24 protein-coding genes and 1 pseudogene are annotated in these 25,604 nt (G+C 72.6%); 11 read left to right on the forward strand and 14 right to left on the reverse strand.

From position 1 onward, the window contains the following. The 5 genes and pseudogenes from BXA11_RS38185 to BXA11_RS38205 form a co-directional block, all read right to left on the reverse strand. Positions 1–270 (reverse strand): annotated as a pseudogene (locus tag BXA11_RS38185) (hypothetical protein); the annotation flags it as partial. Positions 271–506: 236 nt separating this feature from the next. Next, positions 507–1,691, reverse strand: a complete 1,185-nt coding sequence (locus BXA11_RS38190; protein WP_030512536.1) for an ROK family transcriptional regulator — start codon at positions 1,689–1,691, stop codon at positions 507–509. Positions 1,692–1,931: 240 nt separating this feature from the next. Continuing rightward, positions 1,932–3,011: a nitronate monooxygenase gene (locus tag BXA11_RS38195; RefSeq protein WP_275409731.1), complete on the reverse strand. Its 1,080-nt coding sequence runs from the start codon at positions 3,009–3,011 to the stop codon at positions 1,932–1,934. 9 nt (positions 3,012–3,020) lie between these two features. Further along, positions 3,021–4,412, reverse strand: a complete 1,392-nt coding sequence (locus BXA11_RS38200) for a nitrosuccinate lyase (RefSeq protein WP_076442597.1) — start codon at positions 4,410–4,412, stop codon at positions 3,021–3,023. Continuing rightward, on the reverse strand, positions 4,409–6,487 hold the full coding sequence (locus BXA11_RS38205) for an FAD/NAD(P)-binding protein (protein ID WP_076442599.1): 2,079 nt from the start codon (positions 6,485–6,487) through the stop codon (positions 4,409–4,411). The genes BXA11_RS38200 and BXA11_RS38205 overlap by 4 nt, the downstream gene beginning before the upstream one ends. A gap of 99 nt (positions 6,488–6,586) precedes the next feature. Between BXA11_RS38205 and BXA11_RS38210 the strand changes: the two genes are divergently transcribed. Then, complete coding sequence (locus BXA11_RS38210; protein ID WP_030512532.1) at positions 6,587–7,525, forward strand: LysR family transcriptional regulator; 939 nt, start codon at positions 6,587–6,589, stop codon at positions 7,523–7,525. 10 nt (positions 7,526–7,535) lie between these two features. Here the strand turns inward: BXA11_RS38210 and BXA11_RS38215 are convergent, their stop codons facing one another. Next, positions 7,536–8,183, reverse strand: a complete 648-nt coding sequence (locus BXA11_RS38215) for a mycothiol-dependent nitroreductase Rv2466c family protein (RefSeq protein WP_051762905.1) — start codon at positions 8,181–8,183, stop codon at positions 7,536–7,538. 163 nt (positions 8,184–8,346) lie between these two features. Here BXA11_RS38215 and BXA11_RS38220 point away from each other — a divergent pair, with 163 nt between their 5' ends. Continuing rightward, positions 8,347–9,123 carry an isocitrate lyase/PEP mutase family protein gene (locus BXA11_RS38220; protein ID WP_076442601.1) on the forward strand — a complete coding sequence of 259 codons (777 nt, stop codon included), beginning with the start codon at positions 8,347–8,349 and terminating at the stop codon, positions 9,121–9,123. A gap of 41 nt (positions 9,124–9,164) precedes the next feature. On the opposite strand, the gene BXA11_RS38225 is transcribed toward BXA11_RS38220, so the two are convergent. After that, positions 9,165–9,593 carry a TIGR03668 family PPOX class F420-dependent oxidoreductase gene (locus BXA11_RS38225; RefSeq protein WP_204053859.1) on the reverse strand — a complete coding sequence of 143 codons (429 nt, stop codon included), beginning with the start codon at positions 9,591–9,593 and terminating at the stop codon, positions 9,165–9,167. A 70-nt stretch (positions 9,594–9,663) separates the two neighbouring features. On the opposite strand from BXA11_RS38225, the gene BXA11_RS38230 reads away from it, so the two are divergent. Beyond that, positions 9,664–10,083 carry a ClpX C4-type zinc finger protein gene (locus tag BXA11_RS38230; RefSeq protein ID WP_159454903.1) on the forward strand — a complete coding sequence of 140 codons (420 nt, stop codon included), beginning with the start codon at positions 9,664–9,666 and terminating at the stop codon, positions 10,081–10,083. Between the two features lie 6 nt (positions 10,084–10,089). Here the strand turns inward: BXA11_RS38230 and kynU are convergent, their stop codons facing one another. Further along, positions 10,090–11,328: a kynureninase gene (kynU, locus tag BXA11_RS38235; RefSeq protein WP_076442605.1), complete on the reverse strand. Its 1,239-nt coding sequence runs from the start codon at positions 11,326–11,328 to the stop codon at positions 10,090–10,092. A gap of 262 nt (positions 11,329–11,590) precedes the next feature. Here kynU and BXA11_RS38240 point away from each other — a divergent pair, with 262 nt between their 5' ends. Next, a complete protein-coding gene (locus tag BXA11_RS38240) occupies positions 11,591–12,346 on the forward strand; it encodes a GntR family transcriptional regulator (protein WP_030512526.1) in 756 nt (251 codons plus the stop codon). A gap of 115 nt (positions 12,347–12,461) precedes the next feature. Then, positions 12,462–12,674, forward strand: coding sequence for a hypothetical protein (locus tag BXA11_RS38245; protein ID WP_030512525.1), 213 nt, complete (start codon positions 12,462–12,464; stop codon positions 12,672–12,674). 127 nt (positions 12,675–12,801) lie between these two features. Here the strand turns inward: BXA11_RS38245 and BXA11_RS38250 are convergent, their stop codons facing one another. Next, positions 12,802–13,947 carry a hypothetical protein gene (locus tag BXA11_RS38250; RefSeq protein ID WP_076442607.1) on the reverse strand — a complete coding sequence of 382 codons (1,146 nt, stop codon included), beginning with the start codon at positions 13,945–13,947 and terminating at the stop codon, positions 12,802–12,804. 152 nt (positions 13,948–14,099) lie between these two features. Here BXA11_RS38250 and BXA11_RS38255 point away from each other — a divergent pair, with 152 nt between their 5' ends. Then, a complete protein-coding gene (locus BXA11_RS38255; RefSeq protein WP_076442609.1) occupies positions 14,100–14,630 on the forward strand; it encodes a gamma carbonic anhydrase family protein in 531 nt (176 codons plus the stop codon). On the opposite strand, the gene BXA11_RS38260 is transcribed toward BXA11_RS38255, so the two are convergent. After that, positions 14,536–15,453: an endonuclease/exonuclease/phosphatase family protein gene (locus BXA11_RS38260; RefSeq protein ID WP_076442611.1), complete on the reverse strand. Its 918-nt coding sequence runs from the start codon at positions 15,451–15,453 to the stop codon at positions 14,536–14,538. The genes BXA11_RS38255 and BXA11_RS38260 overlap by 95 nt on opposite strands. Positions 15,454–15,539: 86 nt before the next feature. Beyond that, positions 15,540–16,784 carry a mannosyltransferase family protein gene (locus BXA11_RS38265; protein ID WP_051762828.1) on the reverse strand — a complete coding sequence of 415 codons (1,245 nt, stop codon included), beginning with the start codon at positions 16,782–16,784 and terminating at the stop codon, positions 15,540–15,542. Between the two features lie 339 nt (positions 16,785–17,123). Here BXA11_RS38265 and BXA11_RS38270 point away from each other — a divergent pair, with 339 nt between their 5' ends. Together BXA11_RS38270 and BXA11_RS43775 are read left to right on the forward strand one after the other, a co-directional pair. Next, positions 17,124–18,572, forward strand: a complete 1,449-nt coding sequence (locus tag BXA11_RS38270; RefSeq protein ID WP_204053857.1) for a hypothetical protein — start codon at positions 17,124–17,126, stop codon at positions 18,570–18,572. A 174-nt stretch (positions 18,573–18,746) separates the two neighbouring features. Next, positions 18,747–18,908, forward strand: a complete 162-nt coding sequence (locus BXA11_RS43775; protein WP_167538777.1) for a hypothetical protein — start codon at positions 18,747–18,749, stop codon at positions 18,906–18,908. A 213-nt stretch (positions 18,909–19,121) separates the two neighbouring features. On the opposite strand, the gene BXA11_RS38275 is transcribed toward BXA11_RS43775, so the two are convergent. After that, positions 19,122–19,403 (reverse strand): metal-sensitive transcriptional regulator, encoded by a 282-nt coding sequence (locus BXA11_RS38275; protein WP_030512322.1) that lies wholly within the window; start codon positions 19,401–19,403, stop codon positions 19,122–19,124. An 81-nt stretch (positions 19,404–19,484) separates the two neighbouring features. On the opposite strand from BXA11_RS38275, the gene BXA11_RS38280 reads away from it, so the two are divergent. Both BXA11_RS38280 and BXA11_RS38285 read left to right on the forward strand, forming a co-directional pair. Continuing rightward, positions 19,485–20,561 (forward strand): PP2C family protein-serine/threonine phosphatase, encoded by a 1,077-nt coding sequence (locus BXA11_RS38280; RefSeq protein WP_204053858.1) that lies wholly within the window; start codon positions 19,485–19,487, stop codon positions 20,559–20,561. A gap of 109 nt (positions 20,562–20,670) precedes the next feature. Then, entirely contained in the window at positions 20,671–21,054 is a 384-nt protein-coding gene (locus BXA11_RS38285) for an STAS domain-containing protein (protein ID WP_083744886.1), read from the forward strand. A 143-nt stretch (positions 21,055–21,197) separates the two neighbouring features. Here the strand turns inward: BXA11_RS38285 and BXA11_RS38290 are convergent, their stop codons facing one another. Both BXA11_RS38290 and BXA11_RS38295 read right to left on the reverse strand, forming a co-directional pair. Next, the gene (locus BXA11_RS38290; protein ID WP_076442614.1) at positions 21,198–21,737 is read right to left on the reverse strand and encodes an RICIN domain-containing protein; all 540 of its coding nucleotides are present in this window, start codon (positions 21,735–21,737) and stop codon (positions 21,198–21,200) included. 145 nt (positions 21,738–21,882) lie between these two features. Further along, a complete protein-coding gene (locus tag BXA11_RS38295) occupies positions 21,883–22,980 on the reverse strand; it encodes a phosphotransferase (protein ID WP_076442616.1) in 1,098 nt (365 codons plus the stop codon). A gap of 65 nt (positions 22,981–23,045) precedes the next feature. Here BXA11_RS38295 and BXA11_RS38300 point away from each other — a divergent pair, with 65 nt between their 5' ends. Then, on the forward strand, positions 23,046–25,580 hold the full coding sequence (locus tag BXA11_RS38300) for an ATP-binding protein (protein ID WP_076442619.1): 2,535 nt from the start codon (positions 23,046–23,048) through the stop codon (positions 25,578–25,580). Positions 25,581–25,604 lie beyond the last annotated feature (24 nt).

Here is a 25,604-nt window from a genome sequence, read left to right on the forward strand (position 1 = left end):
CGCGCTCGACCACCGCGTGCCGGTGTTGCCATCGAAGGCCGCCGACGCCGGCGACGCGGCGTTCTCCGCCGAGGAGGCCGACGACGGCCTGCCCTCCGCGACGTTGGCGGTGCCGCAGGCCGCCGCCGCGGCGCTGTAGGTGGTGGGGACGACGCCGGTCACGGCCGCGAAGGTCGACAGCGCGACGAGCGCGGCGGCGACCAGGCCGGAGCGCCCGCGCCGTCCGCGCGATCTTCCGTACGCGGGGTGAGGCGGGGAGGATGGAGGCATGTACGTCTCCTCGGTGCGGAGCCCCTCGGGCGAGGGTTCGGGGGATGAGAGAGGTCCAGCGGCATGAGCGTGCGCCCCCGGTCCGCTTATGTCAATGCTTATTTCACGATCAGAATTATGTCTTGACTGCGACGCCCCGATGGATGTTAGTCTCCGGGAGAGCGCTCTCCTATCGATGGGTCCACCACTCCGCGGGGGCCCACCGATCCGCCGCCCGCCGGAATCTCCCTCGGCGATCAGCCGGCGGCGGTGATCCTCGCCACCTGCGGCGCGTTCAGGAACTCCTCCAGGACGAGCGTGGCGGCCCCCAGCGCGACCGCGTCGGGACCGAGACGGCCCAGGACGATCGACGTCGCGGCGTACGGCTCGGCCAGCGAGTTGGCCGCGGTGGCGCGGCGGATGTCGGGCAGCAGACTCTCGCCGAGCTGGACCCCCACCCAGCCGCCGATCACGATCTTCTCGGGATTCACCAGGTTGACCAGGTTGGCCAGGCCCACGCCCAGGTAGGTGACGGTCTCCTCGACCACCGGGGACTTCGAGGCCAGCACGCCCGCGAGGTCCTCCTCCCAGTCGCCCCGCGAGGTGACGCCCGCCCGGTCGAGGATGGCCTCGATCCCGATGTACGCCTCCAGGCAGCCGCGTCCGCCGCAGCGGCAGGGCCGCCCGTTCGCCACGATCTTCGTGTGGCCCCACTCCCCGGCGCTGCTGCTGACCCCGCGGAACGTGGTGCCGTCGGCCACGATGGTCGCGCCCACCCCCACGCCGAGCAGCACGATGACCGCCTCCGAGGCGCCCCGGCCCGAGCCGAACCACAGCTCGGCCTGGCCCATCGTCTTGGCGCCGTTGTCCACGTACAGCGGGAGCGAGGTCCCGCGGCGCAGGAGCGCTCCAAGCGGAACGCCGTCCCAGCCGAAGGTCGTGGCGTGGATGACGCCGTCGGCCCCCGGTTCGACGATGCCGGGCACCCCCACGCCGATGCCGAGCACCTGCTCGGGGGACACCCCGGCGTCCGACAGCACGACCTCGACCCCCGCGAGGATGTGCCGGGCGATCAGCTCGGGGTCGTGGCGGGCCGGCCGCAGCATGTAGTCCACCTTGGCCCGCTCGGTCATCTCCAGGTCGAACAACCCGACCCTGACGTGCGTCTCCGCCACGTCGACGCCGACCGCGAAGCCGTACTCGGGGTTGACGCGCAGCAGCACGCGGGGCCGCCCGCCATCGGACTCCACCTGGCCCGCCTCGACGACGATGTTCTCGCCCAGCAGGTCGGCGGTCATCGTGCTGACCGTGGCGGCGCTCAGACCGGTGCGCGCGGTGAGGTCGTTGCGGCTGGTCGGGCCGGAGAAGTAGAGCGCGCGCAGCAACACGGCCCGGTTGCCTCTGCGGATGTCCCGAACCGTCCTGCGCTGAGGCCTCGCCATGACCACCCTCCCCGTCGCGACAGGGTCATCTTAGTTCAGAGGCGAAAACAAGCACCTCCGCCCTCCTCCGGCCTCTTCACCGTGCCATCTCCCGGTTACCCGTCCATTACGACGCGGTGTCGTCCCCACCCTTCTTCCAGGTCCTGAACCAACCTCGACCCACGATGGAGTCGTCCGCGGCCTTCGACGACCTGCCGGGGGTGCAGGCGCGGGTCGTTTCTCGCTGAAGCGGCGTCGTGGTCAGACGCGGGCGGTCGCGAGTTCCTTCATGAGGGTGCCGACGAGAGCGGCGGCGGGCAGGTCGCGGCAGCGGCGGTAGCCGCGGCCGCACCACAGGGCCATCGCCTCGGGGTCGCCGTGCTCCGCCGCCGCCCGGCGCAGCCCCTTCGTCAGGTGGTGCACCTGGGGGTAGTACGCGGGCGCCGACGCCTCGTGCTCCGCCATGAACCGGTTGGCCAGGCCGCGCGCCGTACGTCCCGAGAAGGCCCGGGTGAACGCGGTGCGGGTGAAGCGGGGATCGGCGAGGGCGGCCTTGTGCACGGGGTGCACGCCGCTCTCCGGGGTGCGCAGGAACGCCGTGCCCAGTTGCGCGGCGACCGCGCCCGCGGCGAGGACGGCGGCGACGTCCGCGCCGTCCATGATCCCCCCGGCTGCGACGAGCGGCACGTGGGTCGCCTCCCGCACGAGGCCCACGAGTTCCGGCAGGTCGTCGGGCGCCTTCCAGGAGCTCGGCCAGGCCGGCGGCGGGGCCAGGAAGGCCGTTTGGTGCCCGCCCGCTCCTGTGCCTTGGACCACCACCGCGTCGGCGCCGGCCTCTTCCGCCGCGACCGCCTCCCACGGGGTGTTCACCATGACCACGATCACCGTTCCGGCGTCGTGGAGTCGGGCCGTCACCTCGGCCGGCGGGCAGCCGAAGGTGAACCCGGCCACCGGCACCCGTTCGTCCACCAGCACGTCGATCTTGGCGTCCCACCCGTCGTCGTCCCACGCGGGGGCCTCCGGCAGCGTCACGCCGTACCGCTCGGCCTCGGGGGCGAGCTCGTCGCGATAGCGGGCCAGTGCCGCGTCGTCACCCGGCTCCCGCCGTGCGGCCGCGAAATCGGGGACGAAGACGTTCACCCCGAACGGCCGGTCCGTCCGCTCGCGCACCGCGGCGATCTCCCGGCGCACGTCCTCCGCCGTGCGATAACCCGCGGCGAGGAACCCGAGGCCGCCGGCCCCGGACACCGCCGCCGCCAGAGCCGGAGTGGATCCGCCGCCCGCCATGGGCGCCTGGATGATCGGACTCGACGGCCCGAAGGGAAGGACGCGACCGGTCACGGGACCTCCTCACTCGTCTGAACAGCAGCGTAGAACGCGGTCGACGAGCGCTCCCGCGGCCCCCGTGTAATCGGCGGGATCGAACAGCCGGGCCAGGTCCAGCCCTTCGGGCACGGGCAGGAGTTCCTCCAGCACCTCGGCCACGGGGCGCCCGGACGCGGCGGCGGCCGCGGACGCCTCCCCGAGCAGCCGCTTGGCGGCGCCCTTCCCCAAGACCGGCGCGAGCACGGCCGCCGCCCGTTCCGTGACGGTCAGGCTGCCGGTGAGCGCGAGGTTGGCCCGCATGCGCTCGGGGAACGCGACCAGTCCCTCGGCCAGTTCGGCCGTCACGGCGGCGGCCCCGCCGACCAGCCGCAGGCACTCGCGCAGCGGCTGCCACTCGGCGTGCCAGGCGCCCGCGGGCCGTTCGTCCTCGGCGAGCAGGCACTGGTGGAGACTCGCGGCGAGCGCGGGCACCTGGATCGCCGCCGACCGGACGAGGGTGGCGAGGACCGGATTGCGCTTGTGGGGCATCGCCGACGACACGCCCCGGCCGGGGGCGGCCGGCTCCACCACCTCGGCCACCTCGGTGCGCGACAGCGACTGCACGTCCACCGCGATCTTCCCGAGCACCCCCGAGGTGAGGGCCAGCGCCCCGGCGAGGTCGGCGATCGGAATCCGCAGGACGTGCCAGGGCACCACCGGCTCGGACAGTCCCACCTCCGCGGCGAACGCGGCGATCAGCCGCTCCGGGTACGACTCCGGGTCGGGCACCCCCGCGATCCGCGCGTACTCCACGTAGCCCGCCAGCGTGCCGGCCGCGCCGCCGAGCTCGGCGGGCAGCTCCGCGCGCACCCGGCGCAGCCGGACGGCGGCCTCGCGTACGGCGTGCAGCCACCCGGCCGCCTTCAGGCCGAACGTGGTGGGCACCGCCTGCTGGGTCAGCGTGCGGCCCGGCATCAGCGTGTCGCGGTGCCGCGCCGCGAGGCCCGCGATCGCGGTCGCGGCCCGGTCCAGGTCGGCGGTGATCAGATCGAGGGTCCTGACGGCCACCAGCATGGCGGCCGTGTCCATGATGTCCTGGCTCGTCGAGCCGCGGTGCACGTATTCGGCCGCTGCCGGGTCCACCACCGCCACGGCGGCCGTCAGGTCCTCGACCAGCGCCACGACGGGGTTGGCCGCCTCCCGGGCACGCAGGGCCAGGGCCGCCAGGTCGAGACCGCCCGCCTCCGCCACCTTGCCGATCGTCTCCGCGGCCTCCATGGGGACGACCCCCAGCCGGGCCTGCGCGCGGACCAGAGCGGCCTCCGCGTCGAGCATCGCGCGCAGCCACGCGCCGTCGCCGGTCGCCCGCTCCGCCGCCGAACCCACCCGGACCGGGGACAGCAGGCCCAGATCGAGGTCACCGCCCAGGTCGTTCATCGCACACCCGCCCCGGTCGCGCCGGAGGCGGCGAGAGCCGTACGGGGCCCGGCGACCACGCGCACGACACGGCGGCGGCTCGCGAGGGCCCGCGCGGGGGTCAGCGCGAGCACGCTGCGGGCGATGGCGTCGGAGTCGCCCAGGATCACGGAGTTCACCCCCGGCCGCACGCCCGCGGCCGTCACCCAGTGGACCGACTCGGTGGGCACGCCGTACGCGAACCGCCGCGGGTGGGCCCGGCCGTCCGCGTCCAGCAGCCGGTAGGGCCGGCGGGTCACCGCGAGACCGCCCGTCTCGTGGCCGGCGTCACCACGCCGCCCGCCGATCACGTACGCCCGGCACTGGCCGGTCCTGAGCAGGTGGCGCAGCAGCGGGTCGGCCGTGCGCCGCAGGTCGATCTCGGGCAGCCGCGCCTCGACGAGCACCCTGGCCCGTACGGCGGAGCCCGGCACGGCGGCCGACTCGGCCTCGAAGGCGCCGTCGCGGGCGTGCACCCGCATGCCGGGACCGATGACGGTGAGCACACCCGCCTCGATGAGCGCGATCATCTGCTCCACCCGCTCGGCCGGCGGCCCGATGGACAGGAACGCGTTGAGCGGCGTGTACCACCGGTCGAGGTCGTCGCGGTGCGAGCGCCCGGTGAGCCCGCCGTGGTCGACCACCTGCCTGACCTCGTTGCGCAGGTCGCGCAGCACGTCGAGGGCGGCCTTCAGCGGCCCGCTCACGTTGCCCGCGCGGGCCTGCGCCAGGTCGGTGCGCAGATAAGCGGTCAGCCACTCGCGCCAGTCGTCAGGCCCGGCGAAGCCGATCCCCCGGTAGGGCTCGGCCGCGCGCTCCCAGTCCCACCGCACCGCCGGGCCGATGCCGAAGGCGTCGAGCACCAGGGCCTCCCCGGGATCGCCCCAGGGATGGGCGAGGTAGGCGGCGCGGAAGCGGCCGGCGACGCACTCGCACTCCCGCTGCGCCAGCAGCGTGGCGTAGTAGACGGTCTCCACCTCCTTGGCGATCAGCGGCCACAGGTCGGCGCGGAAGTCGAGCCCGCCGCGGGCGGCCGAGCGCGCGGCCAGCGACGCGATCCGGCCCGGCGTGAGCAGCAGCGGCTCGTGCCTGCCCTCGACCCCCTTCTCGTTCTCGCCCCTGGACTGGTAGGGGATGCCCCGGCGCGATCCCGCGTACAGGCGAGGCTCGCGGCCGGAGGGCCGGTAGACGAGGCGGCCCGCCTCACCCCGTTCGAACCGGCCGCCGCGCCCGAGCGTCAGCAGGGCCATGTGGTCGAAGAAGTTGAGCCCGAGGCCGCGCAGCAGCACCGCCTCCCCCGGCCGCACCCTGCTCATGTCGGTGCTCAGGTCGGCGTCGGCGGGGTTGGCGGGCGGCATGTGGACCAGGCCGTGTGCGGCGGCGTACGCGGCGGCCTCCCGCTCGGCGTCCGTGGGCTCGACCGGCAGGTGCCCCTGCGCCAGGACCACCGCGTCGAGCGAGCCGAGCACGGTGCCGTCCTCCAGCACCACCCGCTGCGCCCCGGTGCCGGGCACGTCGTCGAGCGCGGTCGCCCGGCCGGCGTGCACCCGCACCTCCACCTGCCGGGGCGCCCGCGCGACCACCCGCTCGAACACCCAGCGCAGGTAGCGGCCGTAGAAGGCGCGGGTGGGATAGGTGTCGGGCCCGAGCCGCCGCGCCTCGGCGAGCATGTCCTCAGAGACGCCGTCCGGGAGCAGCGCGCCGTCCGGCGAGAGCTCGCCGTCAGGGGAGAGCACGCCGTCCGCGAAGAGCACCAGGTGCCGCGCCCACTCGTACAGGCTGGGGCCCGTCTCCAGCGGCCCCCGGATGTCGACGCTGGGGTCGGTGAAGAGCGTGACCTGCGAGGCGACGGTGTTCATGAGCAGCTGACCCGGCTGGTCGGTGCGCCACACCTGTCCCGCTCCCGGCGGGTACGGATCCACCACGTGCAGCAGGACGCGTGCCCGCGGCGGCAGCCGACGCGCGTTGGCGCACAGCCGCTCGATCACCGACATACCGCGCGGCCCCGCTCCGATCACGCACACTTCGAACGGCCGGGTCGATCGCGTTGTACTCATCCGCTCCTCCAGTTCCCTTCGGGTCGTGAGACGAGGATGCGGGAGCGGAGCCTTCGTGAGGTATGTCACATTTGGCGAGGCGGTGTTAAGCATTGCTTCATGCACGACGTGACACGCCTGGCGGCGCTGGTGGCAGTCGCCGAGGCCGGTTCGATCACCCGGGCGGCCGCCCGCCTCGGCTACACGCCACCCGCGCTGTCGCAGCAGATCGCCAAGCTGGAGCGGGAGGCGGGCGCCGCACTCGTGATCCGGCACCGCCGCGGAGCCACGCTCACGGCGGCGGGCGAACTGCTGGTGGAGCACGCCCGGCGGGTGCTCGACGAGCTGGAACGGGCCCGGCACGGCCTGGCCGCGCTCGCCGGCCTGTCCGGCGGGCACATCACGGTCGGCACGTTCACAACCGCCGGCATCCACCTGTTACCGCCGGTCCTCGCCGCGTTCCGGCGGGCTCACCCCGCCGTGGAGGTGAATGTGAGGGAGTACGAACCGCCGTCGGGGCTGCCCGCGGTGGCCTCCGGCGAGGCGGATCTCGTGCTCACGCACACCTACGAACACCAGCCCGCCCCGGCGCTGCCCTCCGGGGTCGCCGTCGAGGCGCTGCTGGTGGAGGAGCTGGTGCTGGTGGCCGCCCCCGGGCACGCGCTCACCGATCCGGCCGAGCCGCTGCCGTGGCCCGAGCTCGCCGGGCGGCCGCTGATCAGCGGCTCGCGCGGGCTGGCCAACCGGGAAGCCCTTGAGGCGTTGTTCCGCCGCGAGGGGCTGGCGCCGCCCGTCGTGGCGTACGAGACGGGCAACTACGGCATGTCCTGCGCCCTCGCCAGCGGGGGCATGGGCCTCGCCCTCGTGCCGAGAACCGTCGCCGACCTGGCCGAAAACCCCCTCAGCGTACGGCGGCTCGCCCCGCCGGGCCTGCACCGGACGATCAGCCTGGCCTGGCGGTCCGACGACAGATCTCCCGCGCTGGCGACCATGCGTTCGCTGTTCAGGAACACCGGCAAGGCGGCGCCCCGGCGGCCCCAGGAGGAGCCGCCGAGGTGAGGGGCGCCGGTCAGTCGAATTCGGGGTCGGTGGTGCGGCTGCGCTTCATCTCGTAGAAGTACGGGAACTTCGCCATGGCGACGGCGCCGTCGAAGATGCGGACCGCCTCCTCGCCGCGCGGGATGCGGGTCATCACCGGGCCGAAGAACGCCACGCCGTCGATGTGGATCGTGGGCGTGCCCACCTCGTCGCCGACCGGGTCCATGCCCTCGTGGTGCATGCGGCGCAGGGCCTCGTCGTACTCGTCGGTGCCGGCGGCGTCGGCCAGTTCGAGCGGCAGCCCGACCTCGGCGAGCGCCTCCTTGGCCACAACCCCGTAGTCCTTGTTGTCCTGGTTGTGGATGCGGGTGCCCATCGCGGTGTACAGGTCGCGCAGCACGCCCTCACCGTGGTGCTGGGCGGCTGCGACGCACACCCGGACCGGACCCCGCCACCTGGGCACCGCCTCGCGATAGAAGTCGGACAGGTCCTCCTTGCCCTCGTTCAGCACGGAGAGACTCATCACCCGGAACCGCAGGTCGATGTCGCGCTGCTTCTCGACCTCCAGGATCCACCGGGACGTGACCCAGGCGAACGGGCAGACGGGGTCGAAGTAGAAGTCCACGCGGGGACGGCTGTCCGCTCCGGCCTGGTCGGCGGCGCTGTCGATGTCGCTCATGAAACTCTCCTGACGAACGGGGGTCGGGGGCCGGTTTCGCGAGCGTATCCAATGTGAGCAAGGCCACGACACCGCACTCGACCCCTCAGACCCGCGGCGATCTCCCCTCATTCCCCCGTAAGCGGGTGGCGTTCTCCCCGGCCGGAGTCTCTAGGGTGTCCGTATGGCTGAGATCCACGAGAAGGCGGCGGCCCTGCGGGCGCTCCACGTGCCCGGCGACCCCGTCGTGCTGCCCAACGCCTGGGACGCCGCGTCGGCGCGCGCCGTCGAGGCGGCGGGCTTCCCCGCCGTCGCCACCGGCAGCGCGTCCGTCGCCGCCGTCCTGGGCTACGAAGACGGGCACGACACGCCTGCGGACGAGATGTTCGCGGCCGTGGCCCGCATCTCCCGGGCCGTCGCGGTCCCCGTCACCGCCGACGTCGAGCGCGGCTACGGCCTGGAGCCCGCCGAACTCGTCGAGCGCCTCGCCGCCGCGGGCGCCGTGGGCTGCAACCTGGAGGACTCCGACCCCGCGACCGGAGCACTGATCGACCCCGGCGAGCAGGCGGACTTCCTGGCCGCCGTGCGGGCGGCGGCGGACGAGGCCGGGACCGGCCTCGTGATCAACGCCCGCGTGGACACCTTCATCCACGGTTCGGGGACTCCCGGCGAGAGACTCGCGGAGGCGCTCGACCGGGGCGGCCGCTATCTCGCGGCCGGCGCCAACTGCGTCTACCCGATCTTCGCGGGCGATCCCGAAGTGATCGGCGCGCTCGCCAAGGAGATGGGCGGACCGATCAACGTGCTGTTCCGGCCCGGTGTGCCGGCCATCCGCGACCTCGCGGCCCTCGGCGTGGCCAGGGTCAGCTACGGTCCCGGCATCCACCGCGCGGCGCAGGCGTTCACGGCCCGCATGCTGGACGCGATCGCCCGGGGAGACGACCCCTTCCCGCCCGCCTGACCACATCCGCAGGGCCACGCCCGCCTGACACGCCCGCCGGCCTACGGCTCGCCGTACGACCAGCCCGACCAGCGCTCGACCCGGACGAGGATCGCGGGCCCGGACGGGGGCCGTTCGCGATACTGGGCGTACTTGCGCGCCAGCCACGCCACGGCCCGCTCGCGCTCGTCGCCGCCCTCCACGACGCGGGCGCGCCCGTCGGCGCGCACCCACCACAACCGTTCCCAGTCGTCCTCGTAGTGGTCGGCCAGCAGGCAGACGCGGGGATCGTCGCGGATGTCGCGCAGCCGTCGCAGATCGGTCGTGGCCTTCGGCTTGTGGTCCACGGCCGTCACCACGGTGCCTTTCCCACCGTCCCGCAGCAGGGCGAACGTGACCGGGACGAGCCGCGGCGCGCCCTCGGCCCCGGCGGTCGCGAGGCGGGCCACGCGGGCCGCCGAGAACAGCTCCCGGGCCCGCTCCTCGGGCATCCTCACCAGGCCAGCCTACGCGTCGCGGCCGCGCTTGATCGTCTTTGTACGGCGGCCTATGGTGTCCGCCATGGAGGCATCTGAGTTACTCGAGCGAGCCCGCTCGCGCGCATCCGACCCCGAAAACCCTCTGGAAATCCTGTCCGCCGCGATCGCCCTGTGCCGGGACCTGTCCGGCGAAGCGGGCGGCGAGGTGGACGCCCTGCTCGATCTCGCGGTGTGCCGGGCCCGTGAGGCCGGCGCGTCCTGGACCGCCATCGGTGAGCGGTTCGGATACGTCAGGCGAAGCCCGCGCAGGCGCTTCACGCCCGCCTTCGCCCACCGGCACCTGGTCAACCGCCGCATGAAGCGCGACGCGGCCTGCTCCTTCTGCCGCAGGCCGCCAGGTCCGCGCGTCCACATGGTCCACGGCGAGGGCGGGCGCATCTGCGACCGCTGCGTGGCACTGGCCGGAGACATCGTCGCCGGGCTGGCCCGCCGCGGCCGCTGACGCGCCTCAGGTGACCGTGAGCCGCCGCGCGTAGCGCTCGTCCCGCCACAGCTCCTCGCGGAGCACCTCGGCCAGCGCCGTCGCCGCGTCGTACACGTCGACGTGGCGCAGGTACAGCGGGGCGAAGCCGAAACGGACGAAGTCCGGCTCGCGGTAGTCCCCCACCACCCCCCGGTCGGCGAGCGCGCGCACCACGGGGTAGCCGTGCGGGTGACGGTAGCTGACCTGGCTTCCCCGCCGCTCCGGGTCGCGCGGGGAGGCCAGGACGAGCCCGAGCCCGGGGCCGCCGAGCTCGTCGAGCAGGTCGATGAACAGCGAGGTCAGGGCCACGCTCTTGGCTCTGACCTCGTCCAGGTCCACCCGCCCCCAGATGTCGAGGGACGCGTTGAGCGCGGCGTACGACAGGATCGGCGGGCTGCCCGTGGCGAAACGCCGCACACCGGGCGCGGGACGGTAGTGAGATTCGAAGTCGAAGGGCGCGGCGTGGCCGTGCCAGCCGGACAGCACGTTCTGGACGGCGTCCTGGTGGCGCGGCGCGACGTACAGGTAGGCGGGAGCGCCGGGCCCGCCGTTCAGGTACTTGTAGGTGCAGCCGACGGCGAAGTCCGCCTCGCCCACCCGTACGGGCAGCGCCCCGGCGCTGTGGCACAGGTCCCAGACCATGAGCGCGCCGGCCGCCCGGACCAGCTCCGTCACCGCCGCCATGTCCCTGGCCGCACCGGTCCGGTAGTCCACGTGCGACAGCAGCACGAGCGCGACGTCGTCGCCGAGGGCGTCCTCCAGCGAAGGGCCGGCCTCGCCGACGTCCCGGATCTCGTACGCGCCGAGCGCCCGGGCGGCGCCCTCCACGACGTACCGGTCGGTGGGGAAGTTATCGAGGTCGGAGACGATCACGCGGCGGCCGGGCCGCAGCGGGAGGGCGGCCGTGACCACCTTGAAGATGTTCACCGAGGTGGAGTCGCCCGCCAGCACCTCGCCGGGGCGCGCGCCGATGAGGGGCGCGATGCGGTCGCCGGTGCTCTGGGGCATGTCCCACCAGCCGGCCGTGTTCCAGCTCGCCCCGAGATGCACCCCCCACTCGGTCTCGACCGTGTGAGCCACCCGCTCCGGCGTACGCCTCGGTAGCGCGCCGAGCGAGTTGCCCAGCAGGTAGACGACCCCGGTGGGCAGCGAGAACTCGTCCCGGAACTCCCGGAGCGGGTCCTTGGCGTCGAGGTCCTGGCATTCGGCCCGGCTGAGTACCATCGGCAACTCCTTCGTCACCGCATTATGTACCGAAATATCCGATCTTGTCGTAGTCGTGATGACGGAGCGTTCCCGGCATCGGCAATACCGGAAGGGACCGTTCCACGGATGCGGACGGCTATAACCCCCAGAGATCGCCACACCGGCACGATCAGCCAAAAGTAAGCACAAGACGCACCCAAGACTCTGTGCGATCGTGGACAAGACGGGGCAAGTTCTCTGGAGACGCCAAACCCCCGTTGGTGACAGAGGGTGATCAAACGTGACGGAATCCCCGTCGGTGCATCACGAGTCCCCGATCTATCGCCGTATAGCCGACAGGCTGCGCGACCAGATCCTGTCCGGAGCACTCGGTGACGGCGACCGGCTACCGGGCGAGAACGCGCTCATGAAGGAGCACGGCGTCGCACGGGCCACGGCACGGCAGGCTCTCGCCGTGCTCATCAACGAAGGACTCGCCGTGCCGAAGCGGGGATCGGGCGTCTATGTGCGGCTGTTCCGCCCCATCCGCCGCCACGGGTCCCGCCGGCTCTCCCGGGAGCAGTGGGCCCAGGGCCTGGCCATCTGGGACTCCGACACCCGGGGCCGGTCGTACGTCGTGGACGAGGTGACCATCCTGCGCGAGCCGGCGAGCGAGCAGGTCGCCCGCGTGCTCGGCACCGGCGAGGTGTGGGTGCGCCGCCGCCGCTACTCGGTGGACGGCCGCCCGGTGCAGCTCGCGGCCTCCTGCTTTCCCGCCGACCTCGTGGAGGGCACGGCGGTCGTCCTGCCCGACACGGGCCCGGGCGGGGTGTACGCCCGGCTGGGCGAGCTCGGCCGGGCCCCCGTCCACTTCAGCGAGGAGGTGCGGGCCCGGATGCCCCTGCCCGGGGAGGCCGAGTCGCTGAGCCTTCCGGCCGGCACGCCGGTGATCTCCGTCACCCGGGTCGCCTTCGCGGAAGGGGGCGTGCCGGTCGAGGTCAACGAGATGATCCTGGACGCGGCGTCGTATGTACTCCAATACGACTTCGACGCCTAGGTCAAGAGGCAACGTTGACCTGACCATCCCGATCATTGATTTCTCTAGAGATGTCCCGCACCTTGAGGTGGACAGGTCAAGAGCACCCGGGCATACGGCGAGGGAGGGTGTACGGATGTCCTTGGACCGACGCCTCGCCGAGATCGCCCGGGAGTTTCCGGAGTGGACGATCTGGCGGAGCGACGCGGGGCGGTGGTGGGCGACCCGGCACCACCCGCTCAGCTCGGCGCAGCGGGCGGCGGGATGCGCGATGACCATCGACGCCGACGAGCCCGACGGACTGCGTGAGCTGCTGCGCGAACAGGAGGCACGCGCCGCCGATCCATGAGCGCGGAAGCCCCCGACCCGATCGGGGGCGGGGGCTTCCGCTACCAGTCCTCACATGCGTCGCGCCGGCCGGAACGGGCTCGCATGCCCGCTCACTGGCCGGCTCGCATGCCGACTCGCATGCCCGCTTACTTGCCGGCGACCGACTCCCCGTCCGGCATGGCACGCCGCACCCGGCCGAGGTTGACGTCGGTGTCCTCGGGCGACGACGTCACGTCGTGCCCGTCCTCGTGGCGTCCGTCGTCCACGATCAGGACCGCGTCGTCCTCGTCGCCGTCCATCCGCCCCTGATCGCCGGCGTCATGCGCCTGCTGCCCGGACGGCCCGGCCTCCAGGGCCTGCCGCGGGTCCTCGACCGGCCCGTGCGACTGCTGGTGCGACTGCTCGTGCGGCTGCTCGTACGACTGGTCCTGCCGCTGGTCGTGTCGCTGGTCGGGCGCGCCCGCGGCGATGGCGTGCACCTGCGGCGGGGGCGGAAGCACGGCGGCCTCGTCGATCAGCGGGCCGGCCGCGGTCTCGCGGTGCATCAGGTCGCCGAGCACAGAGCCGATCTCGTTGAGCCGGCGCACGACCTCCGTGTGGGTGTCGGTGAGGTAGGCCACCCGGCGGCCGGTGTGCTCGTCCAGCGCGTTCACCCGCTGCTGCGCCGCCGTCAGCATGGCCTCGGCCTGCCCGCGCGCCTCGACGAGCAGCCGCTCCGCCTCCATGCGGGCGGCGGTGAGCTGCCGCTCCGCTTCCGCGCGAGCGGAGCGCAGGGTCTCCTCCGCCTCCGCGCGGGCCGTGCCCAGCGTCTCCTCCGCGTCCGCGCCCGCCTGCGCGAGCAGCCGCTCCGACGTGGCGGTGGCGTCGGCGACGCGACGCTCGGCCTCCTCCTGGGCGGCGCCCCTGATCGCGTCGGCCTGCTCACGCGCCGACGTCACGAGCCGTTCGGCCTCGGCCGCCGAGGTCTCGCGCAGTCTCCTGGCCTCGGCCTCGGACGCCTCCTTGTTGGCCGCCGCCTCCTCCTGCGCCAGCTTGAGTATCTGACTCAGCCGCTCCCCCAGCTCGTCGGGGTTCTGCGGCGAATCCGTCATCCTCCGCCGCGCCTCGGCCAGCTCCAGGCGGCTCTGCTCCGCCTGGTCGATCGTGCGGGCGAGCCGTTCCTCCAGGTCCCGGATCTGGTTGCGGGTCCGGATCATGTAGTCGTGGACCTGCCGGCGGCTGTAGCCACGCATCACGACTTCGAAGGAGTCGTCACTCATCAGGTCGGGGAAGTTGTCGGTCTGATTCGTCATGAGAAACCCTGGGGTTGGAGATAACGACGGTAACGCAGCCAGGACACGACTTTCCTGCTATCCGTCGCACATCGCAACCTGAACGCCCGAGCCGCCGGCGAAACGGGATGCCGGGCCGGGCCAGGCGCGGGGGCCCGTGGGATCATGGGCCCATGCCGTACATCGCCGACCTGGACGACGACGCCACACCGATCATCCACCCCGAGGCATGGGTGGCACCCGGGGCGGTGGTCGTCGGGAGGGTCCGGCTCGGACGCGGCGCGAACGTCTGGTACGGCTCGGTGCTGCGCGGCGACGACGAACGCATCGAGGTCGGCGACGAGGTCAACATCCAGGACCTGTGCTGCCTGCACGCCGACCCCGGTGAGCCCGCGATCCTGGAAGACCGGGTGAGTCTCGGCCACCGGGCGATGGTGCACGGCGCGCACGTCGAGACCGGCGCGCTCGTGGGCATCGGGGCGGTCGTGCTCGGCGGGGCGGTCGTCGGGGCCGGGTCCCTGATCGCGGCCGGGGCCGTCGTGCCGCCCGGCCGCCGCATCCCGGCGGGCGTGCTGGTCGCGGGCGTGCCGGGGAAGGTCGTCCGCGAGCTCACCGACGACGACCGCGCCTCCTTCGCGCGTACGCCGGACAACTACCTCGCCAAGGCCCGCCGTCACGCCGCGGCCTCGGTTCGGTCCCGATGAGCGTCCCGGCCAGCGCCAGGTGGTCCGACAGCTCCGGGTCCGTTCTGACGATCTCGGCCCCGCCCGGACGGTAGTCGGCCTCGGTCGCGAAGATGTAGTCGATCTTCCGGCCGCCGCGCGTGGTGGGCTCGCCGCCCCGGCGCGCGATCCCGCAGGTCTCGGCGTCGACCTCGGTGTAGCCGCCCTCGCCGAGGCCCATGCCGTACACCTCGGTCAGCTGGTCGTGGACGGGCTCGCGGTTGAAGTCTCCGGTGAGGATCACCGGGGCGTTCCCGGCGTACGCCGACACCAGTCCGGTGACCTGTCGCGGGGTCTCGGTGTCGGAGATGTGGGTCACGCAGCAGACCGAGCGGCGCGGGCCGACCCGGCCGGGGGCGCACAGCAGGCCGCGGGGGTGGATCTTCTCGTCCGGTGTCGCCGGGGCGTGGTCGGCGTGCAGCAGCCGCCGCAACGGCGGGCCCTCGGCGCCGTTCTTCAGCGCGAGCGCCACCCCGAAGGTCTTGCCGTCCGGCGGGACGGTGTCCGGGGTGAGGTCGCTCCACAACGTGCGGCACCGGTCCTCGCGGCCCGGCCCGCCGCCCTTCGCGTAGCCGTACCAGACCAGCCGATAGCCGGGCAGCTCACGCCGGAGCAGGCTCACCTGGGCGTAGCACATCTCGGTGAACGAGGCGACGTCCACGTCCCTCGACCGGATCAGCGCGGAGACCTGACCGGCCCAGGTCCTGCGGCGTTCAGGGGTGAGGTCGCGTACGCAGGTGCCGGCGCTGTTGCCCGCCGCGCAGACGTTGTAGGTGAGGACGTTCACCCGATAGGTGTCGGCCACCGATGGAAGACCGGCTACCACAACCGCAACAACCGCCACTCCTGCGACAAATGCCCCCATACATGGAGAAGCTAGTCAGAGGTGGATCAACCCACCCAGGCGCCTGTGGTGAAATTTCCGACATTGATTGCCCAGATGGGCGCGGCCACCGCGAGGTAGGCCATCATGACCCAGGGCCTTCGGCTGCCGACGACGCCGACCGAGATGTAGAGCGGCCACCACAGCAGCGACGCCCGGCCCACCGACATGTAGAACGACGACATCGCCAGCAGCGCCACCGCCTGCGGCGCCAGGTAGGCGACGTCGGGCCAGTTGCGCCGGACCAGCCGCGCGATGATCAGCAGGACCAGCACGATCGCCGACAGGATCTCCTCGCGGTACGACGTCGCCAGGATGGGCTCGTTGAGCGACCTGTGCCAGGTGTCGATGAACACGTTCCAGGGCAACTCGGGATAGCGGCCCCAGTACTGTGCCTCCGCCGACTTCCAGGCCATCAGGTCACCCGTGCGGTTCCACAGGTAGATCATGTAGGCCAGCACCGGCACACCCGGCAGCACCAGCCACGGCGCCTTCCGCCATCCCCTCGGGGCACGCAGGCCGTCGCGCGAGACGAGGAACTGCACGACCAGGCCGAGGGCGAGGAAGAGCCCGGAGATGCGGATGGACGACGCGAAGGCGGCGCACACGGCGGCGGACTCCCACCGGCCCCGCCGGGCCAGCAGCCACGCGGGGATGGCCAGCGCGAGGAACAGCCCCTCCGTGTAACCGGCGAGCAGGAACACCGCGAACGGGCTGAGGAAGAACGCCAGCACGGCCCAGGGGCCGCTGCCCTCCCGGTAGGACTCGCTCAGCCGCGACAGCGCCACCGCCACGACGGCGCTCGCGACGAGCGAGATCAGGACGAGGGCGAGCCGCAGGTCCGGGATGACCAGGTGCACGACGCGCAGCAGCAGCGGCAGGCCGGGGAAGAACGCGACAAGCCGCGGCGAGTCCTGGTCCTCCGGCCGGCCGTCGTAGCCGTACTTCGCGATGTCCATGAAGTTGTAGGAGTCATACCGGTTGAACCGGTCGAGGATCGCGTCCTCCGTACGGCCCGGCGCCGCGAGGATCAGATAGATGTACGACGCGACCTGCCAGAAGAACCAGATGAGCAGAGCCGTGCGGTCGGACGACCGGCTGAGCCACCACACCGCCCAGCGTTCCCTGCGCGAATGCGGCCCCGTCTGCTCGCCGGTCGCCGCGCCGCCAGAGGTGTCCACGGGCGTCATCTTCTCCGATGCCTCGTCCGCGTCCCGCTCACGGGCGGCTCCGGCCTCCTGGATCTCCGTCACGAGCACCTATGGAATACGCCACGGGAGCCCATGCCAAGTGGCCGGACCTCGCCGAGATACCCCACAACCCGGAGAAATACGCAAATGTGCTGCTCAGCCCATCGCGGGGCGTGAAACTTTCACGACGGGCTCCGCCGCACCGCTCCTCCACCCCACGCGCTCCCGCCGCCTCCCGGACCGGCGAGCTACCATCGGATCCAGCGAGGGGACCGCCGGAGTTCGTCCCGGCATCGTGTGCCCCGGAGGGCATCGGTCGAGGGCCCGGCCGCCGCCTGCTCCGGCTGCCTCATCCGGGATCAGCGAGAAACCGTCCTCTCCGAGGACGGAGGACACTGCCGCGTGTACTGGGACGGGTTCACGACGATGGAGCGCGACGTACGCGCCGTCGTCGGCGACCCCCGGTGGGCGCTACTTCCCCCGGTCACCCGGGCGCACACCCTGGCCCAGCGGGCTCTGGTCACTCCCGACGGCGCCCGGTGGCTGTTCGGCGCGCATGCCCGCTGGTATCGCCTCGACCGCGTCGACGGCCGCTGGCACCTGTCGGCTCCCCCGCTGCATCCGGCCGTCCGCTCCGGCGCGCGGCCGAGTCCGCCGGGCGTGCCGATCCCGCCCGCGCTGATCCCCGCCGGACCCGACTTCGCGTACGACCGCGGGTCCACCCAGGGGTTCGTCGGCCCGGACGTTCCGCACGAGATCACCGAACGGCTCCGCGCGCTGCTGCTCGCCCACCGCGGGCTGCGCCGGGAGGACTTCCCCCTCGCCGGCAGCGTCTACCAGCAGGTCTTCGCCCGCGACGTGGCCGCGACGGTGGCCGCCGTATGGGGCACGATCATGTGGTGCGCCTACGCGCCCGCCTTCGACGGCAACGAGGTCATGCTGTCGATGTTCGGCGAGTTCCTGGCCAGGCCGCTGCCCGGGGACGACTGGGTGCGCTGGCTGCCGATGGGCTCGCTCGACGCGCTCGTGGCCCTCTACGCCGAGCGGATGCGCTCCGGCGCGCGGGAGGCGGGCCTGCGGCTGGCCGGGCTGATGGCCGAGACCGCCACCGTGCTGCGCGCCGACCCCCGGTTCCGCCCGCGCGCCGACGCGCTGATCGCGATGGCGGAGCCGCTGCTCGGCAGCCCCTGGCTGGACCAGCACGCCATGCCCGGCGGCGCCGTACGGCAGGCCTGGCTGTCACGCTGCCCGCCGCACCTCGTCCCTGCCACGCTCCCCGAATGGGCGCCGGGCGAGCACTTCCGGCACACCCTGTACGACCTGGTCGAGGCCCTGGGCTACACGGCCGCCCGCGGGATGGATCCGCGAGCCGTGGCGGCCGCGCTGCTCGCCGCCGACGTGGCGGGCGTGTGCGGCGTGTCGGAGCCCGCCTGGGCCGCGCCGGGCAGCTCGCGCACCGCGCAGGTGGTCACCGCGCTCTATCCGTGGATGGACGACGAACTCCGGCAGGCTCTCTACCTCGCGCTCGCCGAGCCCGCCCACCCGCTGCGAGGCTGCTGGCCCGCCGGCGGCGAGCTGCCGCCGGGGCTGGTCCCGCCCGATCGGGAGACGGCCGCCGCCCTGCTCGGCTCCGCGTACGCGGCCGGACTCGCCTGGTGCGCCCTGACCGGCACGCCCGCGCCGTCCGAGGGCTTCACGGTATGCTCCGCGGTCGTGAAGTGCCTGATCCACCAGCGGGACGACCCGCGTCCGCAGGAGACGGCGGAGCGGCGCAAGCCCGACCTGGACGAGTCGGGCGGCTGGCTGTTCGAAACCTCCAATTCGGATATTTCGTCGTTACCTCCGCTTTAGCAATACCTTCCCCCCATCACCGTCTTTTTCATCGAATTGTGATCTCGGTATCGGGGAAATGGTCCCGAAGGGACGAGGGGTGCGGGTCGGAATGGTCACGATGGGCCATGTCGCGGCAGGGTACCCGGACGTAACCTCGTGATGGGTGTGGGCTGCGGAAGGAAGGACGACGCGGTGGGGCACGACGACCTGGACTCTCGGGTCCACGACCGTGTCGCGTTGGACGAAATCGCGCTCTACGCCGAGGTGCTGGAGGCCGTGAACATCACGGAGAACCGACTGACCTTGGAAGAGCTCGACAACGCGCTCGGATTGCGGACTTCGGCGAGCCGCTGAAGGCATTGAGCACGGACCGTCCCGGGCATCTGGTGGGCCCGGGACGGTTGCTCAACCGAAATGATCCGTGCGGTCGGCCGGACGGGCGATCGGCCGTTGCGAACAGGTCCTGACGAACGGATCGTCACGAACCGACGGCGACGAGCCGCAGTGGCGAACCGGCGGTGACGAGCCGGGATCACGACCTGGCACGCGGCACCTGACAGGCCCGAGTCACGACCTGACGAGCCGGGCGATGGCCGCCGAGGCCTCCTTCACCTTCTCGTCCGCCTCCGGGCCTCCGCTCTTGACGGCATCGGCGACGCAGTGGGCGATGTGGTCCTCCAGCAGCCCGAGCGCCACCGCCTGGAGTGCGCGGGTGGCCGCCGAGACCTGGGTGAGGATGTCGATGCAGTAGGCATCCTCGTCCACCATCCGCTGCAGCCCCCGGATCTGTCCCTCGATCCGGCGCAGCCGGGTGAGGTACGCCTGCTTGTCCCCGCTGTACCCGTGCATCCTTCAACGATACCCAGAACCGGTATCGAGCGTCGCCGCCCCGATACGGCGGGTAGGGCGGGCGGTCGCGGGAATGCATCCATGAACCGGTTCGAGGCGACCCCGGAGTCGCGGATGGGAACCCAGGCTGTCCTTCGTACGCTGCCGTTCGCCGCCATGGCGGCGGTGGTGGTGCTCGACCTGCTCGTCGGGCCGTCCCTGGGCCTGCTGCCGTTGCTGACCCTCGGGCCCGCGCTGGCCACGGTGACGGGCGGCATGCGCCACACGGCGCTGGCCGGGCTGGTCGCGCTCGTCCTGTCCGCGCCGCTGGCCTACCACGACCACCTGCTCACCCATCCGCGGATCACCGTGACACTGGTCGCGATCGTCGGGGTCACCGCGGCCGCCATGCTGGCGTGCCGGCTCCGGGCCGAGGGCGAGCGCAGGCTGGCGGACGCCCGCCTCGTCGCCGAGGCGGCCCAGCGCGTGCTGCTCCACCCGGTGCCCCGCCGCGCGGGCGACCTGCGCATCGCCCTGTCCTACACCTCTGCCACACAGGACGCCCGCATCGGCGGGGACCTGTACGACATCGCGAGAGGGCCGGGCGGCGTCCGGCTGATCGTCGGCGACGTGCAGGGCAAGGGGCTGGACGCGGTGGAGACGGCGGCCTCGGTGGTCGGCGCCTTCCGGGAGGCCGCCTACGACGCACCGGCGCTCACCGATGTCGGCCGGCGTCTGGAGGACCACCTCGCGCAGCGACTGGGCGGGGAGAAGTTCGTCACCGCCGTGCTCGCGGAGGTGCGCGAGCACGAGATCTCACTGCTCAACTACGGCCACCCGCCGCCTCTGCTGCTCGGCCGCGACGGCCGGGTCCAGCGGCTCGAACCGCGCCAGGAGGCGCCGCCGCTCGGCCTGGTCGCGCTCGCCCCCGCGGGCCCCGAGCCGTACGGATGCGCGTTCCACGAGGGCGACGAGATCCTCTTCTACACCGACGGCGTGTGCGAGGCGCGCGACCAGGGCGGAGACTTCTATCCTCTGGAGGACCGGGCGCCTTCCCTGCTGCGGACCGGCGATCCGCAGGACGCTCTCGACCTGCTGAAACGCGACCTGGTCGAGCACGTCGGCGGGCCCGTCCCGGACGACGCCGCCATGCTGCTCGTCCGCAGGGAACGACCCTGACGGTCGGCCCCGGCATTCTTTGCCATGTGCAATCATTGACGCACAGCAGCTCCGGCGGGCCGTGAGGCGACGGCCCGACGGCAGGGCCAGGTGAGCAGAGGCGAGCGCAGTGGAACCGGAAAGGCACGGACAGCCCGGCATCTTCTCCATGCTCACCGTTCTGGACGAGGACGTCGTCGTCATCCGGATGTTCGGCGACCTGGATCTGGGCTCCGCCGCCTCACTGCGCACCTGCCTGGCCGAGGCGGTCGGGCTGTGCACGCCGCCCCTGATCGTGGTCGACGCCGAAGGGCTCAAGTTCTGCGACTCGACCGGGTTGAGCGTCCTCATGGGAGCCCTGAACGCCGTCAGGGCGGCCGGCGGGCGCCTGGCGCTGAGCGGCGCCCACGGACGTTTCGCCCGGATGCTCAGGATCACCGGCCTCGACACGGAGCTGCCGATCCACGACTCCGTCGTCGCCGCCATCGCGTACCTCAACAAGCCCGGCGACTGACCCCAGCCCGCCCCCGCCCATTGCACACGCCCCGCATGGCGTCACCGTGGTGACGCTGAGACCGCCTCTCGGAGGCCTGCGGCCTGTGGATCTGTCCTGATGGGGCACCGGCGCTACGGTATCGGCGGCCCGAGAACTGACGCTTAAGGGGTTCGGAGACGCCAGATCTGGTTGGGGCGGCCCTTGCAGATCGCCTGCAGGACGTTGGCGCCGTGGGCGCGACTGGCGTCCTGTACGTCCAAGCACAGGCCGCTGTGCCGGGCGATCAGCTCGAAGGGGGTGCCGGTGCCGCGCCATTTAGGTCCCCCCATCGTCCGCATCTTCCACTGCTGGTTGTAACCCGGGGACCAGCAGGTCGCCTGCAGGACGTTGGCGCCGTGGAAGCGGCTGGCATCCTGTACGTCCAGGCACTTGCCGCTGTGCCGGGCGACGAGCTTGAAGTAGCCGCTGTCGGTAGGCACGAGAGCCCACTGCTGGTTGTATCCATTCACGCAGTACGCCTGCAGGACGTTGGCGCCGTGGGCGCGACTGGCGTCTTGAACGTCCAAGCATCTGCCGCTGTGCTCGGCGACGATCTCGTAGTAGGTGGTTTTGGCGTGGGCGACACCGGTTCCGGTGAGAGCGAGGCCGGCGATCGCGGTCGAGGCGACGGCAAGGGCACGACGTATTTTCGCGAAGGACATGATTTTTTCCCCTTTCATGTGATCCAGAGTGGGTGTGACGGGCGGATTCCTCATGAGTAGGGCCTACTCATTTCCGGGATCTCGGTTTCTTGGCGGTTCCGGGGCCCGTTCGGGCCTGAGCCCGCCGCGGTGGTCGGCATCCGTCTCAGAGACGAAACGACCGCCCCAGGTCGACAATGAATCGGGCGAGTGCGACCCGTTTGCGGAACAGGTCGTGTAGCTCGGGGGTGGGCTCATGGTCAAGGAGCTCGAGGGGGATCGCGGTCCACGCGCTGCGCAGCACGAGCGCGGCGACGTAGCCGAAGGAGACCTCGCAGGGGTCCGCGATCCCGGCCGTCGCGGCGGCGTACGCGGCCTCGATCGCCTCGTGGACGGCGGGCAGGTCGGCGGGGTCGAGTTCGCCGGTGTGCGCCCGGCCCACCAGGAGCTGGCCGAGGTCGAAGCCCACGGCCGCAGGGTCCGGCCAGCTCCAGTCGACGGCCACGAACTCGGCCGAGCCGTCGGAGGGGATCAGCAGGTTCATGGGGCCGGCGTCGCCGTGGACGAGGGTGTGCGGGAGGCGGTCGAGCGCGTCGAGCAGCGGGCCGATCCGGTCGGTGAGGGCGAGCAGGTCGGTCTGGAGCAGGGGGTCGGCGTGCCGGGCGACGAGAGGGTGGCGCCACGTCGCCGGGTCCCGCAGGATCGGCAGGAACAGGTTGGCGACCGGACCCGCGCAGAACCAGTGGAGTCCACGGTTCAGCGGCTCGCGCGGCGTCGAGGACCGGCCTGCCACGGGCCGTGCGGCGGCCAGATCGCCGAGCAGGCGGGCGGCGGCGCGGTAGCGGTCCAGATCCCACGTGGCGGGCGCGACCGGTACGTCCTCCAGCCACATGACGAGCCGGTCGTCCCCCAGGTCGTCCAACCGGTACATGCGGGGCAGCCGCAGCCCGTCGGGAATCGGGCGACGGGCGAGATAGGCGTCCGCGTCGGCCCGCCAGGGGAACTGCGCCAGCGCGTCGGCCCGTATCTCCTCGGGCATTTTCTCGAACCAGGCCGAGTGCTTGATCGCATGGATCGACTTGACGAAGAACGACCAGTTCACGCCGCTGGTCGTCGTGCCGCGCACGCGATGGAGCGAGGCCGTCGACAGCGCTCCGGAGCCGAAGTGGAAGGGCTCGACGTGCTGCTCCGCGATCTCGGCCAGGGGATCGCCGAGGCTCTCGCGGACCAGGTCCGTCAGACCGGTCGCCGGTGTCAGGATCATGGGCCCAGCCTGCCGCCCGGAAATCGCCCTCGCATGAGCACGGCCTACTCAAATACGCTTTCGCCGTGGCAGCCTCCTGGCCGTTCATCGGGCGTGCAGCGCAACTGGCGGCGATCAGGTCGGCCGGGCGCGGCATGGTCGTCGCCGGCCCGCCGGGGACGGGCAAGAGCCGCCTGGTGGCGCAGGCCGTCCATGATCTCGAACGGGTCGCGTGGGCGCGGGCCACTGCCGCCGCGGGAGAGCTTCCCCTCGGCGCCTTCGCCCCGCTGCTGCCCGCCACACCGCCCGCCGGCAACCCGCTGGGCTGGGCCGCCGCCGCGCTGCGTGCGCCGGTGCTGGTGGTGGACGACGCCCACCTGCTCGACCCGGCCTCGGCCGCGCTCGTCCACCACCTCGTGACGAGGGGCGGCACCCGCGTGATCGTGACGCTGCGCAGCCGGACACCGGCGCCGGACGCGGTGCACGCGCTGTGGAAGGACGGCCTGGTGCCGCGGCTGGAGCTGGAGCCGTTCTCCCTGGAGGAGACCGCGGCCGTCCTGGAGGCCGCCATGGGCGGCCGGGTGGAGGCCGCGACCGTGGCCAGGCTGTGGCGCGCCAGCCAGGGCAACGCGCTCTACCTGCACGAGCTCGTACTGTCCGGAATCCTCACCGAGGATGGGGACGTGTGGCGCTGGCGCGGGCCGCTGACGATCACACCAACGCTGCGTGAGACCATCGCCGGCCGCATCGGCGAACTGACCGCGCATGAGCGGGAGGCACTGGAGCTGCTGGCCTACGGCGAGCCGCTCGGCGCCGACCTGCTAGCCGTCCTCGGGTCCCTCGACGCCGTCCAACACCTGGAGGACCGGCAGCTCGTCACCGTGCAGCGGGACGGCCGGCGGCTCCAGGTACGGCTCGCGCACCCCCTCTACGGCGAGGTCATCAGGGACGGTTGTGGCGTGCTGCGCGCCCGCACGGTGACACGCCGGCTGGCTCAGGCGGTCACCGAGGCCGGGCTACGACGGCGCGAGGACGTGCTCAGGGTGGCGGTCTGGCGGCTGGACGGCGGCATGACCGGCGATCCCGGGCTACTGCTGGCCGGTTGCGAGCGCGCCAGGGTCGTCCGCGACCTGGAGCTGGCCTTACGGCTTGGACGCGCGGCCGTGGCAGCCGGCGGCGGAAGGCCCGCGCTGGCCGCGCTCGGCACCGTGCTGTTCTACGCCGACCGGCACGCCGAGGCCGAGGAGATGTACGCCACCGCCTGGGCGGTGGAGATGAGCGAGACGGCCCGGATCGACCTCGGCGTGCAGCGCGCGCTGAACCTGACCGTCGGGCTCGGGGACGTTCCGCGGGCACGAGCCGTCCTGGAAGAGACCACCCGGCTGGCCCGCGGTGTCGACGGACGGCAGGGCATCTTCATCATGCAGGCCGTCCTGGCCACCCTCACCGGCGACCTCGCCGCCGCCGAGGACCTGCTGGCGCGCACGCGGGACATGGGCCCGCTCAGCCCGCACGGCGAACGCATGATCGGCGGGGCCGAGGCGGCCGTCCTGCTGGCGCGGGGCCGGGCCACGGAATGCCTGGCCCGCGTGAAGGAGACCGGCGCCCGGCTCGCGAAGGAACCCGACGCCATGCGCAGCCTGTCCGCCGCTCTGACCGGGCACGCCACGAGCGCCGCGCTGCTGCTCGGTGACCTGGACGCCGCCGAGCGGCTCGCCGACGAGGGATACGGCCTGGGGGGCCAGTTCGGCAGCTGGACACGGGCGATCCTGGAGTTCGGCGCAGCGAAGGCCCGCGTGCTGCGGCTGCGCGGCCGGCTCACCGAGGCCCTCGCGTCGGCCCGCGACACCGTCGTGCGGCTGCCCGCCCGCAGCGTGCTGGCCGGAGCCTGCCTGGGCGAGCTCGCGCACGCGTACGCGCTGCTCGGTGACGCCGCCGCGGCCGAGGAGGTCCTGGCGCGCGCGGAGGCCACGGGTATGCCGATCGGCCCGTACGTCGTCCTGCCCCTCCGCTTCGCCAAGGCATGGACCCTGGCCGGGCGCGGCGACGTCGCCGGGGCTGTCGAGATCTGCCTGGAGGCCGCCGAGAGCGCGTTGCCTTGCGACGTGCCGTTCGCGCTGCACGACGTCGTCAGACTGGGCCGTCCTGACCTCGTTTCCGCACGGCTCGCCGCGCTCGACGTGGAGAGTCCGCTGGTCGCCCTTTTCGCGCGGCATGCCGCCGCCCGCGACGGCGGGGAGCTCTACGCGGTCTCGGAAGGCTTCGAACGGCTCGGCCTGCTGCTCTACGCGGCCGAGGCGGCGGCGCAGGCAGCCGCCCGCCACCGCGAGTCCGGGCTGTGGCGCGGCATGCGGACGGCGGAAACGCGGGCCTGGCGGCTCTCCCAGCGCTGCCAGGGCGCCCGTACGCTCGCGCTGATGGACCTCGACGTCCCCGGTCTGACGCCGAGGCAGCGCGAGATCGCCGTGCTGGCCGCCCAAGGGCTGACGAACCGCGAGATCGCCGAGCGGCTCGTCGTGTCCGTCCGGACCGTGGCCAACACGCTGTACGCCGTCTACGACAAGACAGGCGTCAACGACCGCACCGCCCTCGCCGCCCTCCTGGGCGGGCCGGAGGGATAGCACCGGCTCATCCGTAGTCGCTGA

The sequence above is a fragment of the Microbispora rosea genome (assembly GCF_900156315.1).
In the GTDB taxonomy this organism is placed as follows: Bacteria; Actinomycetota; Actinomycetes; order Streptosporangiales; family Streptosporangiaceae; genus Microbispora; species Microbispora rosea.

Coding starts and splice junctions, on each gene's coding strand:
- BXA11_RS38190 (WP_030512536.1), bottom strand. CDS start 1,691: ATGGCGAGGCCTCAGCGCAGGACGGTTCGGGACATCCGCAGAGGCAAC.
- BXA11_RS38200 (WP_076442597.1), bottom strand. CDS start 4,412: ATGAACGACCTGGGCGGTGACCTCGATCTGGGCCTGCTGTCCCCGGTC.
- BXA11_RS38205 (WP_076442599.1), bottom strand. CDS start 6,487: ATGAGTACAACGCGATCGACCCGGCCGTTCGAAGTGTGCGTGATCGGA.
- BXA11_RS38210 (WP_030512532.1), top strand. CDS start 6,587: ATGCACGACGTGACACGCCTGGCGGCGCTGGTGGCAGTCGCCGAGGCC.
- BXA11_RS38215 (WP_051762905.1), bottom strand. CDS start 8,183: ATGAGCGACATCGACAGCGCCGCCGACCAGGCCGGAGCGGACAGCCGT.
- BXA11_RS38220 (WP_076442601.1), top strand. CDS start 8,347: ATGGCTGAGATCCACGAGAAGGCGGCGGCCCTGCGGGCGCTCCACGTG.
- BXA11_RS38225 (WP_204053859.1), bottom strand. CDS start 9,593: ATGCCCGAGGAGCGGGCCCGGGAGCTGTTCTCGGCGGCCCGCGTGGCC.
- BXA11_RS38230 (WP_159454903.1), top strand. CDS start 9,664: ATGGAGGCATCTGAGTTACTCGAGCGAGCCCGCTCGCGCGCATCCGAC.
- kynU (WP_076442605.1), bottom strand. CDS start 11,328: ATGGTACTCAGCCGGGCCGAATGCCAGGACCTCGACGCCAAGGACCCG.
- BXA11_RS38245 (WP_030512525.1), top strand. CDS start 12,462: ATGTCCTTGGACCGACGCCTCGCCGAGATCGCCCGGGAGTTTCCGGAG.
- BXA11_RS38250 (WP_076442607.1), bottom strand. CDS start 13,947: ATGACGAATCAGACCGACAACTTCCCCGACCTGATGAGTGACGACTCC.
- BXA11_RS38255 (WP_076442609.1), top strand. CDS start 14,100: ATGCCGTACATCGCCGACCTGGACGACGACGCCACACCGATCATCCAC.
- BXA11_RS38275 (WP_030512322.1), bottom strand. CDS start 19,403: ATGCACGGGTACAGCGGGGACAAGCAGGCGTACCTCACCCGGCTGCGC.
- BXA11_RS38280 (WP_204053858.1), top strand. CDS start 19,485: ATGAACCGGTTCGAGGCGACCCCGGAGTCGCGGATGGGAACCCAGGCT.
- BXA11_RS38290 (WP_076442614.1), bottom strand. CDS start 21,737: ATGTCCTTCGCGAAAATACGTCGTGCCCTTGCCGTCGCCTCGACCGCG.
- BXA11_RS38295 (WP_076442616.1), bottom strand. CDS start 22,980: ATGATCCTGACACCGGCGACCGGTCTGACGGACCTGGTCCGCGAGAGC.